A 19,177-nucleotide genomic window follows, 5' to 3' on the forward strand; every position below is an offset into this window, starting at 1 on the left:
ACGTTGTACTGGGCGACCTCGATCTTGCCCTTCTCGTCGACGACGAACGTCGAACGGATGACGCCCTGAACGGTCTTGCCGTACATCGACTTCTCGCCGAAGGCACCCCACTCGGTGAGCACCTTGCGCTCGGGATCGGACAACAGCGGGAACGTCAGTCCCTCTGCGTCGCGGAACTTCGCGAGCTTCTCCGGCTTGTCGGGGGAGATGCCGATGACGTCGAGGGCCGCCTCGTTCAGCTCCGTCAGACTGTCCCGAAAGTCGCAGGCCTGCTTGGTGCAGCCAGGTGTGGACGCGGCAGGGTAGAAGTAGACGACGACCTTGCGGCCCTTGTAGTCACTGAGCTTGACGGCCTTGCCGTCGGCGTCGGACAGGCTGAAGGCGGGGGCCTTGTCGCCCACCGCGAGGCGGGGGGTCGTTGGCATGCGTGAATGTCCCTTCGGTCGGCCGGTGCACGACTGCGGTCGTATGGCTGTCGCGTGGCTGCTCTAGGGTAATTCCCCAAGACAGCAACGCGATTGAAGGGGCTGACGTGGCCGACCGGGATCCCGACAAGATCAAGCAGGACATCGACGTGGCGCGCGAGCAGCTCGCGAGCACGGTGGATGCCCTCGCCGAGCGGGCGAATCCCGCGCGGATCGCCGATGACGTCAAGGCAGGCGTGGTGCAGTTCGTGAAGAAGCCCGTCGTCGCGGTATCGATCGCGGGGCTGGGCACCGTCATCGTGCTGGTCGTGATTCGACGGTTCAGGAACCGCTGAAAAGCGGAGGTCAGCGGCGGCGTCGGCCGAAGCGGAAGAAGTTCTTGAACGAGAAGCCGGGCGGGTTGGCCGTGAGGCCGAGCCTGGTGCAGTTGTAGACCACCACGACGCGCTGCTCGCCGTCGGCACCGTCAACCGCGAGGGGTGACGCGACAGTCGAGGCGGCCGCACCTGCGGTGGACATCAGCTAAGACCTCGTTCCTGTCTGGGAAATCATAGCGGTTACCGATACTTATAGCTGTAGCTAACACGATGGTAGCAGTGAATACCCGATTTCGTGTTCTTGAAACCTCGACGTTATCCCAGGTCGGAGCTGACGCCGCCGCAGATTTCGTAGGTAGTTGGCGCAAAAACTAGGCGGTCAGCGCGGATCTCAGCACACGTCTGGCATTGGGGCTAGTAAATCTGAGTAATAATTTACCCTAGCGTCAGTCGCTATCCAAGGATCCGGGTGCTGCCAATCGCGGATTGCATTCAGCCACGTCGTCGGCGTTTGTGCAGAAACCAAAAAATCGGGCCGTCGCCGACCCGATTGTGTGGTGCGCCGTCAGGGTTTCGAACCCCGGACCCGCTGATTAAGAGTCAGCTGCTCTACCAACTGAGCTAACGGCGCGCGTGAGAGACGATAACAGCCTCTGGGCGCTGGGTGAAATCCGAATGTCCGAAGCGCGGGGGCCAGCAAAACCGAGGCGCTCGTGTCGTGGGATTCCCTTACACTACTGGCAAGTAGGTGGGAATTCGGTGTGAACCAGGTCGGAAGGTGTTAGAGCATGTGGCAGGTCCAATCGGCGACCCGTCCACGTCGGACGAGCAACTGGCTGGGGGTCGTTCTCCTGGTGCCCGCCGTCGTGTTCGGCATCAGCGCCTGCAACAGCACGCCTGCCCCGGCGCCCCAGCCTCAGACCATCACCGACAAGGGCACGCCGTTCGGTGACCTCCTCGTCCCCAAGCTCACCGCGTCGGTGACCGACGGTGCGGTGGGCGTGACGGTCGACTCACCCGTGACGGTCAGCGCGGAGGACGGGGTTCTCGGCGCCGTCACGATGACCAACGACGGCGGCGCCACGATCGCGGGTCGGCTCAGCCCCGACGGTCTGCGCTGGATGACCACCGAGCCGCTTGGCTACAACAAGAAGTACACGCTCAGCGCGCAGTCACTCGGGCTCGGCGGCGTGACGAGCCGTTCGATGACCTTCCAGACGCATTCGCCCGAGAACTTGACGATGCCCTACCTGCTTCCCAATGACGGCGAGGTGGTTGGCGTCGGCCAGCCCGTCGCCGTCCGGTTCGACGAGAACGTCCCGAACCGGCTTGCCGCGGAGAAGGCGATCACCGTCACGACCAATCCTCCGGTCGATGGCGCGTTCTACTGGCTCAGCAATCGCGAAGTACGTTGGCGCCCAGCGTCTTACTGGAAGCCGGGGACGACGGTCGACGTCGCCGTGAACACCTACGGCGTCGATCTCGGCGACGGGCTGTTCGGCCAGGAGAACGTCACGACGCACTTCACCATCGGTGACGAGGTCATCGCGACCGCCGACGACGACACGAAGACGCTGACCGTCCGTCGCAATGGCGAGGTCGTCAGGACCATGCCGATCTCGATGGGCAAGAGCAGCACACCGACGAACAACGGCACCTACATCATCGGTGACCGGCTCTCGCACATGGTGATGGACTCCTCGACCTACGGCGTCCCGTCGAACTCGCCGAACGGCTACCGCACCGAGGTCGACTACGCCACGCAAATGTCCTACAGCGGCATCTACGTCCACGCGGCGCCGTGGTCGGTCGGCAGTCAGGGCTATAGCAACGTCAGCCACGGCTGCCTCAACGTGAGCACCAGCAATGCGCTGTGGTTCTACGAGAACACCAAGCGTGGTGACATCGTCGAGGTCTCCAACACCGTCGGATCCGTGTTGCCGGGTACCGACGGCCTCGGCGACTGGAACGTCCCTTGGGAGCAGTGGAAGGCCGGCAACGCCAACGTCTAGCCAGCGCCACCGAGAACGCAGCGTGACCCAGAAAGCAGAAAGTCGGAGGGCGTACACGCCCTCCGACCTGCTGGCTGACTGACGGGACTCGAACCCGCGACAGCCAGGATCACAACCTGGTGCTCTACCAACTGAACTACAGCCACCATGACTGCGTTGCCCGTGAGGGCACTGCAGCGCTACCGATCTTAACCGCTCGGGCGGTCTGCGGCCGAATCCATTTGCGTCGAGTCTTCGGTGGGCGGTCCGAGCTCCGCAGCGACCGCGGCAATGTCGCTGGTCGTGGGTCCAGGGGCGGCCACGAAAGCAGTGCTGCGGTAATACTTCAACTCGCGGATCGACTCGTGGATGTCGGCGAGTGCCCGGTGCGCAAGGCCCTTCTCCGGCTGCCCGAAGTAGATGCGCGGATACCAGCGACGGCACAGCTCCTTGATCGAGCTGACGTCGATCATCCGGTAGTGCAGAAAGTCGTCCAATGCGGGCATGTCCCGTGCGATGAAGCCGCGGTCAGTGCCGATCGAATTGCCGGCCAGCGGCGCGGTGTTGGGCTGCTTGACGTGTCCCCGGATGTAGTCGAGGACCATCGCCTCAGCGGTGGGCACGTCGACGGTGGACGCCCGCACCTCATCGGTCAGCCCCGACTTGCGGTGCATCGTCGCGACCACGTCGACCATTCCGGCGAGCGCCGCATCGTCGGCGTGGATCACCACGTCGAGGCCCTCGCCCAGCAGGTTGAGCTCGCCGTCGGTCACCAGGACTGCAATCTCGATGAGTCGGTCTGACTTGAGGTCGAGCCCCGTCATCTCGCAGTCGATCCATACAAGTTCGTCACGCACAGCGATCAACAGTATTCGCACAGCCCGACAGGGTCCGTCTGGGGCGGCCCCAACCCCCTGCTCGATCGAGGCCCGCCCAGTAGTGTCGCCCGCATGAGTACAGAAGCGACTGCCACCCCCGCGCAACAGATTGCTGCTGGTTATGCCGTCGAAGGACAGGCCCTCGAGCTGGGCTCCGTGGTCGTGGACGGCGTCGCCGACCCGACCGCGCAGGTCCGGATTCCGCTGGCCACCGTCAACCGTCACGGTCTCGTCGCTGGGGCCACGGGTACCGGCAAGACGAAGTCGCTGCAGGTGCTCGCCGAACAACTCTCGGCCGCCGGGGTGCCGGTGGTCATGGCCGACGTCAAGGGCGATCTGTCGGGGCTGTCGCGCCCAGGCACGCCGGGGGACAAGACCACCCAACGGGCCGCCGACACGGGCGACAGCTGGACGCCGACCGCGTTCCCGGTGGAGTTCCTGTCGCTGGGCACCACGGGCATCGGCGTCCCGGTCCGTGCCACCATCACCAGCTTTGGGCCGATTCTGCTGTCGAAGGTGCTTGGGCTCAACGCGACTCAAGAGTCGACCCTCGGCCTGATCTTCCACTGGGCAGACCAGAAGGGGTTCTCCCTGCTCGACCTCAAGGACCTGCGCTCGGTGATCCAGTTCCTGACCAGTGATGAGGGCAAGCCGGAGCTCAAGGAACTCGGTGCGGTGTCGCCGACCACCGCGGGTGTCATCCTGCGTGCCCTGGTCAACCTCGAGGCGGAGGGCGCCGACACCTTCTTCGGTGAACCGGAGCTCGAACCAAAGGACTTGATGCGATTCGACGCGCAGGGTCGCGGTGTCATCACGCTGTTGGAGCTGGGCGCCCAGGCGGCTCGGCCGGTCATGTTCTCGACGTTCCTGATGTGGGTGCTGGCAGATCTGTTCACCACGCTGCCGGAGGTCGGTGACGTCGACAAGCCGAAGCTGGTGTTCTTCTTCGACGAGGCGCACCTGCTGTTCAACGATGCGTCCAAGGCGTTCCTCGAGCAGGTCGAGCAGACCGTCAAGCTCATCCGTTCCAAGGGCGTCGGCGTGTTCTTCTGCACGCAGTTGCCCACCGACGTGCCCAATAACGTGTTGTCTCAGCTGGGTGCTCGCGTGCAGCACGCGTTGCGCGCCTTCACCCCCGATGATCAGAAGGCGCTGACGAAGACGGTGCGCACGTACCCGAAGACCACCGTCTACGACCTCGAGGAGGCGCTGACGTCACTGGGCATCGGCGAGGCGATCGTCACCGTGCTCTCCGAGAGGGGCGCGCCGACGCCGGTGGCGTGGACCAGGATGCGGGCTCCGCGCTCACTGATGGACACCATCGGTCCCGACGCGATCAGCGCCGCGGCGAAGGCGTCCCCCCTGCAAGCCGAGTACGGCCAGACCATCGACCGGGAGTCCGCCTACGAGCGACTCAACGCCAAGGTGGCGCCACCAGAGGCCCCGCCGCCACCCGTCTCTGGCGGCGGGCTGGCCAGCGCATCAGGGAGTGGGAAGATCTCGACGCCCGCGCCGGAAGGCCCCAGCATGGTCGAGGAAGTGATTCAGAGCTCCGCCTTCAAGAGCTTCATCCGGTCGGCGGCTACCGTCGCCGGACGGGAGATCACCCGCAGCGTGTTCGGCACCGGCACGCGTCGGCGCCGCTGAGCGAGCTAGTCGCCACCGAGCTTCTTGTAGACCGCGCCGACGATCGGCGTGACGATGGATCGCGGGGCGTATCCGCTGGCCACCGACATCGCCTTGGACGTAACCCCGGGGACGACGCGCATCTTGTTGCGCGCCAGGCCATCCAACGACAACTTCGCGGTGTGCTCGGTGGAGATCCAGAGGAAGTCGGGGATCAGCTTCTCGACGAGTGACTGCTCGTCGGGATTCGGCAGCTCGGTGCGTACCGGCCCGGGTGCCAGCACGGTGACGTGGATGCCGAGCGGCTTGACTTCGCCGCGCAGCGACTCGCTGAACGTGTTCACGAAGGCCTTGGACGCCGCATAGGTCGCATTGTTCGGAATCGGGGAGTTGCCCGCCGCCGAGCCGGAGATCAGGATGCCGCCCGCACGTCGTGCGACCATCCCCGGCAGCACGGCCAGCACCAGGTCGTGGACGCCGAGCACGTTGAGCTGAACCTGCGCCTTCTCGCCTTCGACGTCGAGGTTGGCGACCGGGCCGAACGTGGCCGTGCCTGCGTTGGCGCACAGGATGGACACGTTGCGCTGCGCGAGTTCGGTGCAGAGTTCGGCGCGTTGGGTGGGGTCCACCAGATCGACCGGGCGCACCTCGACGGTGACGCCATAGCGGTCGGTCAGTCGGCTCGCCAGCCCCGTCAGCACGTCTTCGCGGCGGGCGGTGACGATCAGGTGGTGTCCACGGGCGGCGAGCTCGGTGGCCAATGCCTCACCGATGTTCTGGGAGGCGCCGGTGACGACGGCGCGCGCGTCGGGACTGGGAGCGGGTACGGACATGGCCCAATCGTAGGTACCAATAGAGTGCGGTCATGACCAACCCCGCGGGGACCAGAACCGCGGGGCGACTTCCCGTCGTGGCGTGGGCGTTGTGGGACTGCGGCGCCACCGGTGTGAACGCGATCGTCGTTACGTTCGTCTACTCGGTGTATCTGACCGAACAGGTCGGGGCGGGGCTGCCGGGGGCGACGACGCCCGCGAGTTGGCTTGGCCGGGTGTTGACGATCGCGGGGTTGTTCGTCGCGCTGCTCGCACCGGCCACGGGTGTTCTCGTCGACGCACCGCACCGCCGCCGCACCGTACTGGCCATCCTGACGGGGGTGGTCGTGGCGCTGACGTCGGTCATGAGCCTCATCCGCGCCGACTACCACTACCTGTGGCCGGGATTGGTGCTGCTCGCGTGCACCGCTGCGTTCAGCGATCTGTCCACGGTGCCGTACAACGCGATGCTGCGACAGCTGTCGACCCCGGAGACGTCGGGCCGGGTGTCCGGATTCGGTTCGGCAGCAGGCTACTTCGGCAGCGTCATGCTGCTGCTCGTCGTGTACCTCGGTTTCATCGAGGGTGACGGCGACACCCGGGGCGCGCTGTCACTGCCTCACGACGACGGTCAGAACGTCCGAGCTGCAATGCTTTTGACCGCCGCGTGGTTTGCGTTGTTCGCGCTGCCTTTGCTGATCACGTCGAAAGTCATTGACACCGAAGATCGCCCGCCGGCCGTGGGAGTGTTCGGTGCCTACCGGGCGCTGTGGCTGGAGGTGAAGGGGGAGTGGCGGCGCGACCATCACGTCGTGTACTACCTGTTTGCCAGTGCCATCTTCCGCGACGGCTTGACGGGGGTGTTCTCGTTCGGGGCTGTGGTCGGCGTGACGGTGTACGGGGTGTCGCCCGCCGAGGTCTTGCTGTTCGGTGTCTGCGCGTGTGTGATCGCGGCGATCGGCGCCGTCGTCGGAGGTCTGCTGGATGACCGCATCGGGTCCAAACCGGTGATCGTCGGCTCGCTGATGTCGATGGTCGTGGTGGGCATCGTGCTATTGACCCAGTCCGGTGTCGTGGCGTTCTGGATCTGCGGGCTGTTGCTGTGTCTGTTCGTCGGCCCCACCCAGTCGTCGGCGCGAACGATGATGATGCGGATGTCGACGGAGGGCAAGGAGGGCGTGGCCTTCGGCCTTTACACGACGACGGGCCGGGCCGCCTCGTTCCTGGCGCCGCTGCTGTTCTTCACCTACATCGACGTCTTCGGCTCCGACCGCGCCGGCCTCGGCGGGTTGGTCACCGTGCTGGTGCTGGGACTGGTGGCGATTCTGGGCGTGCGGGTGCCGACCCGTTCGCGCTAGCGGGTCCCCAATGACGTGCACAACGTCAAGCCCGTACCGGTGTTTCGTTGGGTTTCGGTGCCGTCGATGGTGATCGAGCAGGTGAGTTCCCGGCCGACGTTGACGATGCTGACGCTCGCGGAGCTGTTGGCCGCCCCTGCGAGCTGAACCTCCTTGGTCCACGGCAGCAGAACGTTGAACTCGGTCTGTAGAACGCCGCCGCTGTCGAGGTACAGGATGCTGATCGCGCGGCCCTCGCCTTCGACCGTGTAGACGACGGTGTGCGTGTCGCTCGGGTCCGTCTGATCGGGCGGGGCGATTCCGGGCGTAGTCGTCGGCGCGGTGGTGGTGGTTCGCGTCGTAGTGGGCGTGCGAGACGTCGTCGACGGCGCCGTCATGGTCGGCTCGATTGGCGTCTGTGGGGGCGCCACCACCGTGTTCTGTTGCGAGCTGTTGACGATCACCAGTCCGATGACCAGCCCGAGGACGATCAGAAGCGCGATGGCCGCCAGTATCCAGAGCCAGCGCCGCGGGTTGGGACCACCCGGCTTCGGCGGCTCGGGCGGCGGCTGGTTCGGCGGACCGTACTGCCCCGTTGCGTACGGGTTGTACCCGTATGGCGAATATGCCGGAAGTTGCTCGGTGGGCTGGGGCGCGGCGGGCGCCGGGTACGCCGATGGGTACGGCGCCTGCTGGCCGTACGGCGAGCCGGGAAAGGCGGGGTAGTTGTAGGTACCGGGATGTTCCTGGTCCCACCCGTCACGGCTTGATGGATCGGTCATGTCCACCTCATGTCTGCAGGGTACCTGCGCTGGCGACCCGGCCTGCCAGGTCCGATCGGGTCGCGATGGTTCACCGTTGCGGGGTTTATCGCAATTGTCGGCTGGGTAAACCCTAGCGACGCCGCACGGGCGGACAGTGACATGGAGGTCCAGCATGCGAGGAAGCGGAATCATCGGCACGATCGTGCTCGTCTGGTTGCTCATCGGGGTCTTCGCCGCGTATCAACGGGACTACTTCAAGACCGCTGAAACCAATTGCGCAACAGCAGGAACCATCGCTCTCACGGTGGTCGCCGGGCCACTGAACTATGCGGGTGCGAATCCCAAGGTGGCGAACTGCAACGTCAACGTGCCGCAACCCAGCCAGTAACCAACCCGTTCAAAGGAGTCACCATGATTGCCATCGGCGTCATTCTTCTCGTTCTTGGCTTGATCTTCGGCGTGCCGATTCTGACCTATGTCGGCGTCGTGGCCTTGGTCATCGGAGCCATCTTCTGGCTGCTCGGTGCGGCCGGGCACGCGGTCGGCGGCAGGCGCGTCTGGTACTAGGCGTGTCGGGCAGAGGCGAGCGCGGCCAGGGTCATCGACCTCAGCACGGCACGGGACGAGTCGCGCACCGCGCCGGGCCTAACGCTGTGCGGGGTGGAGTTGAGTAACCCGAAGGTCGCGTGTGCCATCAGCCGGGCATCGCTTTCGTCGAGGTCGCCCGACAGTCGACGCAGGACGTCGACCCAGGTTTCGACGTACTGGCGCTGAGCGCGTCGCACCTGGCGCTTCGCCGCGACGGGGAGGTGCGCGAGGTCGCGGTCCTGAATTCGAATCAAGTCGGGCTCGGTGAAGACGAAGTCGAGGTGGAAGTCGATCAGGCGGTCGAGCGCGACGGCTGGGTCGTCGGTGCCTGCGACGACGTCGGTGGCACCTGCCAGCAGTCGGGTGCTGATCCCGACCAGCAGTTCGACCAGCAGTGCTTCCTTATTGGGGAAGTGGCGGTAGATGGCGGGCCCGGTCACCCCGGCGGCCGCGCCGATGTCCTCGAGACGAACGGCCAGGTACCCGTGTTCCGCGACGAGCCGCTCGGCGGCGGCGATGAGCTGCGAGCGGCGATCTGACTTGGCCTTGCTGCGGCGCGTCGTCGTCGGGACCGGCGGTGACGTCTCCACCATTTCCGCCCCCTAGTGCCTGTAGACATTTCGGTTAATGCTCACTAACATACCACCAGTTAGTCATCATTAACTCAAATGAAACGGGTGGGCATGGCAGCGCTCGTATCTCATCGCGACCAACACCTCGCGTTGGTGGAACGGTTGCGCGAGAAGCTCGCCGTCGCCGCACGTGGCGGCTCCGAACGCGCGCGCGAGCGTCACGTCAGCCGGGGCAAGCTATTGCCGCGCGACCGAGTCGACGGACTGCTCGATCCGGGTAGCCCGTTCCTGGAATTGGCACCGCTGGCCGCCGACGGCATGTACGACGACGAGTGCCCCGGCGCGGGGATGATCACGGGCATCGGCCGGGTATCGGGTCGGGAATGCCTGATCGTGGCCAACGACGCGACGGTCAAGGGTGGTACCTACTACCCGATCACCGTGAAGAAACACCTTCGCGCACAAGAGGTTGCGGCCCAGAACCGGCTGCCGTGCCTCTATCTCGTCGACTCCGGCGGGGCCTTCCTGCCGCGGCAGGACGAGGTCTTCCCCGATCGCGAACACTTCGGCCGGATCTTCTTCAACCAGGCCAACCTCAGCGCGCAGGGCATCCCGCAGATCGCCGCCGTGCTCGGATCCTGCACCGCGGGCGGCGCCTACGTGCCCGCCATGAGCGATGAGGCCGTGATCGTGCGCAATCAGGGCACGATCTTCCTTGGCGGGCCGCCGCTGGTGAAGGCCGCCACCGGCGAGGTGGTGACGGCCGAGGAGCTTGGCGGCGGTGACCTGCACTCGAAGGTCTCGGGCGTCACCGACCATCTCGCACACGACGATCGCGACGCGCTGCGGATCGTGCGGAACATCGTCGCCACGCTGGGGCCGCGGACGCCGGCTCCGTGGGACGTCCGGCCGACGGTCGACGCCGTCGCCGATCAGAGCGAGCTCTACGACGTCGTGCCCATCGACTCGCGGGTGTCCTACGACGTGCATGAGGTCATCACCCGCATCGTCGACGGTGGCGAGTTCGCCGAGTTCAAGGCCGAGTATGGCACCACCCTCGTCACCGGGTTCGCCCGAATCCATGGTCACCCCGTCGGGATCGTGGCCAACAACGGCGTTCTCTTCGGCGAATCAGCGGTAAAGGGAGCGCATTTCATCGAGCTGTGCGACAAGCGCTCCACACCGCTGCTGTTCCTGCAGAACATCGCCGGCTTCATGGTCGGTCGCGATTACGAGGCGGGCGGCATCGCCAAGCACGGCGCAAAGATGGTGACCGCCGTCGCGTGCGCGCGGGTACCCAAACTGACCGTCGTCATCGGCGGGTCATATGGTGCTGGCAACTACTCGATGTGTGGGCGCGCGTATTCGCCTCGCTTCCTCTGGATGTGGCCGAACGCGCGAATCTCGGTGATGGGTGGCGAACAGGCCGCCTCGGTGCTGGCTACCGTTCGCGGCGAGATGACTCCCGAGGAAGAAGAAGCGTTCAAGGCCCCCATTCGCGAACAGTACGAACACCAGGGCAACCCGTACTACTCCACGGCACGGCTCTGGGATGACGGTGTCATCGACCCTGCCGACACCAGAACGGTTGTCGGCCTGGCCCTCTCAGTCGTGGCACAGGCTCCTCTCGAGCCCGTGTCCTACGGCGTCTTCAGGATGTGACCCCGTGACCTCTACGACTTCCAAGACCGCGCGGAGTTTCGACACCGTGCTGGTTGCCAACCGCGGAGAGATCGCCGTGCGGGTCATCCGCACGTTGCGGGCCATGGGAATTCGCTCCGCCGCGGTCTACAGTGACGCCGACGCGGGGGCTCGGCACGTCGCCGAGGCTGACGTCGCCGTCCGCATCGGGCCCGCGCCGGCCCGGCAAAGCTATCTCTGCATCGACGCGCTCCTCGATGCAATTCGGCGCACGGGAGCCAATGCGGTCCACCCCGGCTACGGATTCCTCTCGGAGAATGCCGAATTCGCGCAGGCGCTGCAGCGAGCAGGCGTCGCGTTCATCGGGCCACCGGTGACGGCGATTCAGACCATGGGCGACAAGATCGCGGCCAAGGCGGCCGTGTCGGCGTTCGGCGTACCCGTGGTGCCAGGCATTTCCCGGCCCGGCCTCACCGATGACGATCTGATCGGCGGTGCGCCAGAGGTCGGCTTCCCCGTCCTCGTCAAGCCGTCCGCAGGTGGTGGCGGCAAGGGCATGCGGGTGGTGCACCAGGCCTCCGAGCTGCCGGCCGCCCTAGTCTCCGCGCGCCGTGAGGCCGCCTCCGCCTTCGGTGACGACACGCTGTTCCTCGAGCGGTTCGTGTTGAACCCCAGGCACATCGAGGTCCAGGTCGTCGCCGACGGGATCGGCCCAGGGAAGGGCAACGTGGTGCACTTCGGTGAACGCGAGTGCAGTCTGCAGCGCCGTCACCAGAAGGTCATCGAAGAAGCACCGTCGCCGCTGCTCGACCCGGCCACTCGCGCCAGGATCGGTGCCGCGGCGTGCGACACCGCCCGCAGCGTCGACTACTCCGGGGCGGGCACCGTCGAGTTCATCGTCTCCGCTGACCGCCCCGACGAGTTCTTCTTCATGGAGATGAACACGCGGCTGCAGGTCGAGCATCCGGTCACCGAACTGGTGACCGGTGTCGACCTCGTCGAGCTGCAGGTGCGCATCGCGGCAGGAGAGACGCTGCCGTTGACGCAGGACGACGTCACCATGTCGGGCCACGCCATCGAAGCTCGGGTGTACGCCGAGGACCCGGCGCGAGACTTCCTTCCGACGGGTGGGACGGTGCTCGACATCGTCGAATCACGCACCGCAAGAGTTGATTCAGGCATCTACCCGGGCACCGTGGTGGGCAGCGACTACGACCCGATGCTCGCCAAGATCATCACTCACGCCGAGGACCGGCCGTCGGCGCTGAAGGCGCTCGATCGCGCCCTGGCCGACACCGCGGTGCTCGGTGTGACCACCAACATCGACTTCCTGCGCTTTCTGCTCGCAGACCCCGACGTCGCCGCGGGTCGACTCGATACCGGGCTGCTCGACCGTCGCACCCCGGACTACGTCGGGATCCAGGCCAGCGACGAGGAACTGATCACCGCCGCCGCCCGCCGCTGGCTGGCACTGTGGCCCTCCGCGCCGGGGGACCTCTGGGCCGTACCGTCGGGCTGGCGGGTCGGAGAGCGAGCGCCAAGCACGTTCCGGCTGCGCGCGGGCGAACGCACCGATCACGTCCACCTCAGTGGTACCCCCGATGCGGCCACCGCCCGCATCGAGGACGGCGAAATCCATACGCTGTCAGCTAAATTGGTCGGCCGCGATCTGGTCGTCACCATCGATGGGCTGCGCACCGAGTACGTCACCGCCGCCGCCGACGGGACGATCTGGCTGTCGGGCAACGGGCGGACGACCGCGATCGAAGAGGTACGCGAGGCGCCCGTCCGCCCCGACGAGGAACACAGCGGCGACGCCGAACTCGTCAGCCCCATGCCAGGATCGGTGGTCGCCATCGGCCCGGCGGACGGGGCGACCGTCACCGCGGGGACGACCGTGGTCACCGTCGAGGCCATGAAGATGGAACATGCACTGTCCGCGCCCGTCGACGGTGTCGTCGAACTATTCGTCGCCGTCGGCGACCAAGTCAAGGTGGGCCAAACGTTGGCCCGGATCACCGCCGGCGGTGCCGGCAATGCCATGGAAGCCAAAACCGAGGAGCCCAATCATGAGTGACTTTTTGTCCACCGGCACGCTGCCGGATCACTACGAGCAGCTCGCCAAGACCGTCCGCGACTTCGCCAGGACCGTCGTCGCCCCGGTGTCGGCCAAGCACGACGCCGAGCACTCGTTCCCCTACGAGGTCGTTTCGGGGATGGCCGACATGGGATTGTTCGGGCTGCCGTTCCCCGAGGAGTACGGCGGCATGGGCGGTGACTACTTCGCGCTGTGTCTGGCCCTAGAGGAACTCGGCAAGGTCGACCAGAGCGTCGCGATCACGTTGGAGGCCGGCGTATCGCTCGGTGCCATGCCCGTGTACCGCTTCGGCAACGACGCGCAGAAAGAGGAGTGGTTACCACTGCTGGCCAGCGGCAAGGCGCTCGGTGCCTTCGGTTTGACCGAAGCTGGTGGTGGCACCGATGCGGGCGCCACCAGGACGACCGCGAAGCTCGACGACGGGCACTGGGTGATAAACGGCTCCAAGCAGTTCATCACGAACTCGGGCACCGACATCACCAAGCTGGTCACCGTGACCGCCGTGACCGGGGAAACCGATGGGCGCAAGCAGATCTCGTCGATCTTGGTGCCGGTCCCCACCGCGGGATTCACCGCAGAACCGGCGTATGACAAGGTCGGCTGGAACGCGTCGGACACCCACCCGTTGAGCTTCGACGACGTGCGGGTGCCGCAGGAGAACCTGCTGGGTGAGCAGGGTCGCGGCTATGCGAACTTCCTGCGCATCCTCGATGAGGGCCGGATCGCGATCGCCGCGCTATCCGTCGGTGTCGCGCAGGGCTGCGTCGACGAATGTGTCAAGTACGCCAAGGAACGCGAGGCGTTCGGCGTCGCGATCGGAACCTACCAGGCGGTCGCGTTCAAGATCGCGCGCATGGAGGCCCGCGCCCACACCGCCCGCACCGCCTACTACGACGCCGCCGCACTCATGTTGGCGGGCAAGCCCTTCAAGAAGGCTGCATCGATCGCCAAGCTGGTGGCCAGCGAAGCCGCCATGGACAACGCCCGCGACGCCACGCAGGTCTTTGGCGGCTACGGCTTCATGAACGAGTACCCGGTCGCGCGTCACTACCGTGACAGCAAGATCCTCGAAATCGGCGAGGGTACGACGGAAGTCCAGCTCATGCTGATCGCGCGGGAGGTCGGCCTGTGAGCGACAAGCGGGTGATAGTTCAGCGCGGGCTGTGGTTCGAGGAGTTCGAGACCGGCGTGCTGTACCAGCACCGCCCCGGTCGCACCATCACCGAGGCCGACAACGTGCTGTTCACCACGCTGACCATGAACACGCAGGCGTTGCATCTGGATGCTGCCTTCGCTGACGCGCTGCCGCCGTTCAATCAGCGGCTGGTCAATTCGATGTTCACGCTGTCGACTCTCGTCGGACTGTCGGTGGCCCAGCTGACCCAGGGCACCATCGTCGGCAACCTCGGCTTCAGTGACGTGGCATTTCCCAAGCCGATGTTCCACGGTGACACCCTCTACGCCGAGACCGAGATCACCGACAAGCGTGAGTCGAAGAGCCGCCCGGGGGAAGGCATCGTCACGTTCTCCCACGTCGGCCGCAACCAACACGGTGACGTCGTCGCGACGGCGTCACGAAAGACCATGGTGCGCAAGCTTCCTGCGAGCGAGACGGGCGGTGTGAACTGATGGCGCTTGGCAACGATGGGCCTGGGTGGCTGTTCTGCCCCGCCGACCGACCCGAACGCTTCGCGAAGGCCGCTGCTGCCGCTGACGTCGTCATCCTCGACCTCGAGGACGGTGTCGCGGCCAAGGATCGCGACGCCGCAAGAAGGGCGTTGATCGACACCCCGCTGGACCCGGCCCGTACGGTGGTGCGGGTCAATCCCGTTGACACCCCCGACCACGCGCTCGACGTCGAGGCCCTCAGGGGAACCGAGTACACCACGGTGATGCTGGCGAAGACCGAGACTCCCGAACAGGTGCGCTCATTGGCGCCGCTCGACGTGGTGGTGCTCATCGAAACCCCCTTGGCCGCACTGTCGGTCGCCGATCTGGCGCGGGTCGACAACGCCGTCGCCGTGATGTGGGGCGCCGAAGACCTGTTCGCCGTGCTCGGCGGCACGGCCAACCGCCACACCGACGGTAGCTATCGCGACGTCGCCAAACACGTTCGCTCCCAAAGCCTTCTGGCCGCCAAGGCATACGGGAAGATGGCGCTGGACTCGGTGTACCTCGACATCAAGAACCTCGACGGGTTGCGGGCCGAGACCGACGATGCGGTGGCCGTCGGGTTCGACGCAAAGGTGGCCATCCATCCGACGCAGGTCGCGGTGATCAGGGCTGGCTACGCTCCGACCGACCAACAGGTGCGTTGGGCGCACGACGTGCTCGCCGCGGCGCGTGCGGAGCGGGGCGTCTTTCAGTTCGACGGTCAGATGGTGGACATGCCGGTGTTGCGCCGCGCGCAGCGGATCGTCCAGCTCGCGCCAGACGCCTAGCGGCTACGAGCGCCGCTGCGCGGCTGCCAATCGGGCTGCGAAGTCGGGCGATTCGATTGACGCCGCTTGCGGACCGATTTCGACGTCGACCGCCATCCGGTGCTGGTCGGAGTCGACGACTCCCGGGTTGGCGGTCGCGCGCATGGAGGCCTTCGTCGCGATGACGACGTCACGCGGCGCGGACGCGGGACCCATCGCCAGTTCACGTGCAGCGGCGACGGGGTCGTCGGCGACCCGTAATGCCAACCCGTAGCGCACCGATGCCTCCGCGTCGAAGCGCATCCCGAACAACAGCGATGCGCGCGCGACCTGTGGTCCCACCGCCCGCTGCAGCATCCACGTGGCGCCGCCCCCGGGGTGGATGCCGAGCTTCTGAAATCTCGGATCGAACAACGCTGCCGGACCGGAGATCCTGACGTCGGCGGCCAGCGCCAGGTTCAGCCCCGCACCGACCGCGGCCCCGTTGACTGCAGCGATCGTCGGCAAGGAACAGTTCGCCACGGCGAGGAAGCCGTCGTAGATCACCCGCAGGCCCTCGTCGGCGGCCGCTCCGAGGGCCGTCAGGTCAGCCCCGGCGCAGAAGGCCTTCCCGGCCCCGGTGACGATGACCGCGTGGACACCCGCGTCGTTCTCAGCCGAATCGACGGCCGCCCGCAGGGCCGCGGACATGTCGGCGGTGACGGCGTTGCGACGGTCGGGATCGTTGACGGTGATGAGTGCGACGCGGTCCACGACCTGCGTCAGTACGAGATCAGCCACGGGTAGAGGGTAGTGGAACCGAAGCCGCTCCTGGACGACATGCGTAGGCTCATTGGTGAGCCGCTTCGCTCGCCCGACGGCCTTCCTCAATCGCGAAGGATCGCACGTGATGGCCCCCAACCTCTGCGCATCGACGTCGACAGCCGCAGCGTGACCACCGCGCCGTCACGACGAACGGCGAGCCCCGTGCGCCTCACCCTGGGTAGTGCGCTTGGCCGGCGGGTCGACGGCGCGTGGTGGCCCCACTCAAACCAGCTGGCCAGGGAGCTTCCCGAGCTCGTCGGCGTTCTGCATGGCCGGCTCGGCGAAGTAGTCGACATCTCGGTCAACTGGTCGTTGTCCGAGAGCTTGCCTGACCTGAATTCGCGGCATTGGCAGAACAAGCACCAGCACCTCATGGCCGTCAAGGGTCGAAACGCCAGCGCCAACCTGCTGATCATCCCGAGCTTGACACCGGGCACCCTGGCGGGCCTGCTACTGCGGATCGCGGCTGGCCTGCCTCTGACTGCCGCTCATCAGGACACGCCGCTCTTTCGCACCGCCGCGGAGATCATCGACGCGGCGCGAGGTCCTAGTTGACGAGGGCCAATGCGTGCGCGCGCCGCAGCTTTCCCGACGGCGTCTTCGGGATGACGCCCGGCTGGAGCACGACGACGTTGCGGGGCCGCACGTCGACGTCGGCGAAGACCTCGTGTGCCACCTGACGCTCGATCCGGCGGACTTCCTCGACGTCGGCGAAGTCGTTCGATTCGACTGCGACGGCGAATGTTTCACGCGACAGGCCCGCGTTGAGTCGCACTGCGACCGAGCAGCCGGGACGCACGCCGGGCACTCTGGTGGCGGCGCGCTCGATGTCGGTGGGGTAGATGTTCTTGCCAGCCATGATGATGACGTCCTTCACCCTGCCGCAGACGACGATGTCGCCGACCTCGGTGAGGTATCCCATGTCGCCGGTGTCGTACCAGCCCGCCTTGTCCTGGGCCCCGATGAAGCCGGCCATCGTGATGTAGCCCCTGGTGACCGACTTGCCGCGCACCTGGATGACCCCCACCGCGCGGGAGGGAAGTATGGTGTCGTCCTCGCCGACGATGCGGACCTCCAGTCCGTCGATGGGCTGGCCCAACGCAACCAGACGGCGGGTATTGCCCTTCGTGGCGGGCACGGCGCGATGGAGGACCGCCAGCAGATCGGCGTCGACCTCGTCGACGACCATGCCCGCATTGCACTCGGTGAACGACACCGCCACCGTCGTCTCGGCCATGCCGTAGGCAGGCACGATCGCGTCCGGCCTCAACCCGAAGCGAGCACCGGCTTCGCATAGGTCTTCGACGTCGGCCGGGTCCACCTGTTCGGCGCCGGAGAGCGCCCAGCGCAGCGACGACAGATCGAACTGCCCTTCGGTGGCCTGCCTGCGCAGTCGCTTGGCGAAGAGGTTGTAGGCGAAGTTGGGCGCCGCGGTCATGGTGCCCTTGTACTTGTCGATCAGCTTGGCCCACAGCAGGATGTCGCCGAGGAAGTCCATCGGTGTGACCTTGACCAGTTCGGCGCCGAAGTACATGGGCACGGTCAGGAAGCCGGTCATCCCCATGTCGTGAAAACAGGGCAGCCAGCTGACGATCACGTCGGTGTGGGTATCGAAGTGGGCGCCAACGAACATGGCTTCGGCATTGGCCACGATGTTCGCGTGCGAGATGCACACGGCCTTCGGAAAGCCGGTGGATCCTGAGGTCAGCTGCATCAGGGCAAGATCGTCGTCGTCGGTGTCCACGGGGTCGATCGGATCGTGGGCAAGTAGTTGCTCGACGGTCAGCACGCTGATTCCACGCTCGACCAACACGGGTGCCGCAGGCATGAACGGGTCGGACACGATGACGACCTTCGCCTCGATCATCCCGATGACGTCCATGGTCTCCTGCGCCCATCGCTGCAGGTCTGTGCGCGGCGTGGGCTGGTGAAGCATGGTCAGGCTCGCGCCGCGCATCCAGATGCCTTGAGCAGTGGGAGCGATCTCCACCGGGGCGCCTGCCAGAACGGCAACGGCGTCACCATGCTCGATGCCTGCGGCTTCGAGCCCGCCTGCGATGCGACGTGCGCGCTCGTACACCTCTTTCCAGGTGTGCCGAACCGGCGTGCCAGGATCTCCTGTGGTCATTCCGTTGCGACTGGTGCTCGCGTTGGCGAACATGGTCTCGGTGAAACTACTCACGAAAGTCCTTTCGGGCTCTGGCGCGTTCGCGGTGATACAAGACGTGATTTTCGAACTATCGTCCCTCTGTCGAGCACCTTCAAGAGGCTGAGCGGGACTTGGCGCCATTGCCGCGTCGGCAGCACGGATGAAGCAATCATGGACATCGCGCGCCGATGAAGGGCGAAGCGCGAACTCCTGCTGGTTGGTCGGACGCACTGACTGTACAGACTGAACCCCTGAATCGAGACCTGGCGCGGCGATCTGAGGACGATCGACGCCTCGCTGTCAACAGGGTTAATTTCGGGGCGGCAACCGTGATCGGTTGCTCGATGTCCGGCCGTAGCGGTCATCGATCTTGAATCCGTGCCCGACCGTTGTCCAGCATGGTCGCTGAACTGCAGGTTCGCGGAGAAAAGTTGCATAATCAACGACATCGGAGGCGCCTCGCGATGTTCGCGGAGATCTGCACACGTCGTCACATTGCGCCTGATTTCGGGTCGGCTTCGGGTGGACGAGGTCTTCGTCGTAACCCCATGTTCGACCGCGCACTGACACGACATGCCGCGCCGCGCCGCGCAGTGATCAAAAAGTAATGGGGCGCAACGGAAGACTGCCGCACGGTGAAACGGGCGCTTTGATGTTCACAATCGAACGGCCCCTAGTCAACACGCCCACCGAGCACATCGCTCACGCTCCGAGAAGCGCCCTGCACCGAAACCGAAAACTCTGTGCGGCAAGGG

Annotated in this window: 20 protein-coding genes and 2 tRNA genes; 12 read left to right on the plus strand and 10 right to left on the minus strand. The window is 65.8% G+C overall.

The window, feature by feature from the left end; genetic code table 11:
• A partial coding sequence (bcp, locus tag QOD90_RS02380) for a thioredoxin-dependent thiol peroxidase (RefSeq protein WP_526346300.1) occupies positions 1-425 on the minus strand: 425 nt, incomplete at its 3' end.
• A 107-nt stretch (positions 426-532) separates the two neighbouring features.
• Between bcp and QOD90_RS02385 the strand changes: the two genes are divergently transcribed.
• Positions 533-760, plus strand: a complete 228-nt coding sequence (locus QOD90_RS02385; RefSeq protein ID WP_526346302.1) for a DUF3618 domain-containing protein — start codon at positions 533-535, stop codon at positions 758-760.
• A gap of 10 nt (positions 761-770) precedes the next feature.
• Here QOD90_RS02385 and QOD90_RS02390 read toward each other — a convergent pair whose 3' ends face one another.
• Both QOD90_RS02390 and QOD90_RS02395 read right to left on the minus strand, forming a co-directional pair.
• Positions 771-944, minus strand: coding sequence for a hypothetical protein (locus tag QOD90_RS02390; protein WP_526346304.1), 174 nt, complete (start codon positions 942-944; stop codon positions 771-773).
• A 353-nt stretch (positions 945-1,297) separates the two neighbouring features.
• Positions 1,298-1,373: transfer RNA gene (locus QOD90_RS02395), tRNA-Lys, on the minus strand.
• 157 nt (positions 1,374-1,530) lie between these two features.
• Here QOD90_RS02395 and QOD90_RS02400 point away from each other — a divergent pair.
• Positions 1,531-2,754 carry an Ig-like domain-containing protein gene (locus QOD90_RS02400; RefSeq protein WP_526346306.1) on the plus strand — a complete coding sequence of 408 codons (1,224 nt, stop codon included), beginning with the start codon at positions 1,531-1,533 and terminating at the stop codon, positions 2,752-2,754.
• 71 nt (positions 2,755-2,825) lie between these two features.
• Here the strand turns inward: QOD90_RS02400 and QOD90_RS02405 are convergent.
• Positions 2,826-2,899, minus strand: a tRNA-His gene (locus QOD90_RS02405).
• Positions 2,900-2,942: 43 nt separating this feature from the next.
• On the minus strand, positions 2,943-3,590 hold the full coding sequence (gene orn, locus QOD90_RS02410; RefSeq protein ID WP_526346308.1) for an oligoribonuclease: 648 nt from the start codon (positions 3,588-3,590) through the stop codon (positions 2,943-2,945).
• A gap of 93 nt (positions 3,591-3,683) precedes the next feature.
• Here orn and QOD90_RS02415 point away from each other — a divergent pair, with 93 nt between their 5' ends.
• Positions 3,684-5,258 carry a helicase HerA-like domain-containing protein gene (locus QOD90_RS02415; RefSeq protein WP_526346310.1) on the plus strand — a complete coding sequence of 525 codons (1,575 nt, stop codon included), beginning with the start codon at positions 3,684-3,686 and terminating at the stop codon, positions 5,256-5,258.
• Positions 5,259-5,263: 5 nt separating this feature from the next.
• On the opposite strand, the gene cmrA is transcribed toward QOD90_RS02415, so the two are convergent.
• Positions 5,264-6,070 (minus strand): mycolate reductase, encoded by an 807-nt coding sequence (gene cmrA / locus QOD90_RS02420; protein ID WP_526346312.1) that lies wholly within the window; start codon positions 6,068-6,070, stop codon positions 5,264-5,266.
• Between the two features lie 32 nt (positions 6,071-6,102).
• Here cmrA and QOD90_RS02425 point away from each other — a divergent pair, with 32 nt between their 5' ends.
• Complete coding sequence (locus QOD90_RS02425; protein WP_526346314.1) at positions 6,103-7,407, plus strand: MFS transporter; 1,305 nt, start codon at positions 6,103-6,105, stop codon at positions 7,405-7,407.
• Here the strand turns inward: QOD90_RS02425 and QOD90_RS02430 are convergent.
• Entirely contained in the window at positions 7,404-8,168 is a 765-nt protein-coding gene (locus QOD90_RS02430) for an MmpS family transport accessory protein (protein ID WP_526346316.1), read from the minus strand. The two genes, QOD90_RS02425 and QOD90_RS02430, sit on opposite strands and share 4 nt — an antisense overlap.
• Before the next feature lie 154 nt (positions 8,169-8,322).
• On the opposite strand from QOD90_RS02430, the gene QOD90_RS02435 reads away from it, so the two are divergent.
• A complete protein-coding gene (locus tag QOD90_RS02435; RefSeq protein WP_526346318.1) occupies positions 8,323-8,538 on the plus strand; it encodes a hypothetical protein in 216 nt (71 codons plus the stop codon).
• A 23-nt stretch (positions 8,539-8,561) separates the two neighbouring features.
• Complete coding sequence (locus tag QOD90_RS02440) at positions 8,562-8,717, plus strand: DUF6131 family protein (protein ID WP_526346320.1); 156 nt, start codon at positions 8,562-8,564, stop codon at positions 8,715-8,717.
• Here the strand turns inward: QOD90_RS02440 and QOD90_RS02445 are convergent.
• A complete protein-coding gene (locus QOD90_RS02445; protein WP_526346322.1) occupies positions 8,714-9,331 on the minus strand; it encodes an SACE_7040 family transcriptional regulator in 618 nt (205 codons plus the stop codon). The genes QOD90_RS02440 and QOD90_RS02445 overlap by 4 nt on opposite strands.
• Positions 9,332-9,421: 90 nt before the next feature.
• Between QOD90_RS02445 and QOD90_RS02450 the strand changes: the two genes are divergently transcribed.
• From QOD90_RS02450 to QOD90_RS02470, 5 genes are read left to right on the plus strand one after another with little or no spacing between them, the layout of a single operon-like run.
• Positions 9,422-10,972, plus strand: a complete 1,551-nt coding sequence (locus QOD90_RS02450) for a carboxyl transferase domain-containing protein (protein WP_526346324.1) — start codon at positions 9,422-9,424, stop codon at positions 10,970-10,972.
• A gap of 4 nt (positions 10,973-10,976) precedes the next feature.
• Entirely contained in the window at positions 10,977-13,028 is a 2,052-nt protein-coding gene (locus QOD90_RS02455) for an acetyl/propionyl/methylcrotonyl-CoA carboxylase subunit alpha (protein WP_526346326.1), read from the plus strand.
• Positions 13,021-14,181, plus strand: coding sequence for an acyl-CoA dehydrogenase family protein (locus QOD90_RS02460; RefSeq protein WP_526346328.1), 1,161 nt, complete (start codon positions 13,021-13,023; stop codon positions 14,179-14,181). The genes QOD90_RS02455 and QOD90_RS02460 overlap by 8 nt, the downstream gene beginning before the upstream one ends.
• Entirely contained in the window at positions 14,178-14,678 is a 501-nt protein-coding gene (locus QOD90_RS02465; protein WP_526346330.1) for a MaoC family dehydratase, read from the plus strand. Before QOD90_RS02460 ends, QOD90_RS02465 begins: the two co-directional genes overlap by 4 nt.
• Positions 14,678-15,490 carry an HpcH/HpaI aldolase/citrate lyase family protein gene (locus tag QOD90_RS02470; protein WP_526346332.1) on the plus strand — a complete coding sequence of 271 codons (813 nt, stop codon included), beginning with the start codon at positions 14,678-14,680 and terminating at the stop codon, positions 15,488-15,490. Before QOD90_RS02465 ends, QOD90_RS02470 begins: the two co-directional genes overlap by 1 nt.
• Before the next feature lie 3 nt (positions 15,491-15,493).
• Here QOD90_RS02470 and QOD90_RS02475 read toward each other — a convergent pair whose 3' ends face one another.
• Entirely contained in the window at positions 15,494-16,249 is a 756-nt protein-coding gene (locus tag QOD90_RS02475) for an enoyl-CoA hydratase (RefSeq protein WP_526346334.1), read from the minus strand.
• A 186-nt stretch (positions 16,250-16,435) separates the two neighbouring features.
• On the opposite strand from QOD90_RS02475, the gene QOD90_RS02480 reads away from it, so the two are divergent.
• Positions 16,436-16,828 (plus strand): DUF5994 family protein, encoded by a 393-nt coding sequence (locus tag QOD90_RS02480; RefSeq protein ID WP_526346336.1) that lies wholly within the window; start codon positions 16,436-16,438, stop codon positions 16,826-16,828.
• On the opposite strand, the gene QOD90_RS02485 is transcribed toward QOD90_RS02480, so the two are convergent.
• Positions 16,821-18,455, minus strand: coding sequence for a fatty acyl-AMP ligase (locus tag QOD90_RS02485; protein WP_526346338.1), 1,635 nt, complete (start codon positions 18,453-18,455; stop codon positions 16,821-16,823). The two genes, QOD90_RS02480 and QOD90_RS02485, sit on opposite strands and share 8 nt — an antisense overlap.
• Positions 18,456-19,177: the final 722 nt, after the last annotated feature.

This window comes from Mycobacterium sp., from assembly GCF_032161845.1.
Lineage (GTDB): Bacteria > Actinomycetota > Actinomycetes > Mycobacteriales > Mycobacteriaceae > Mycobacterium.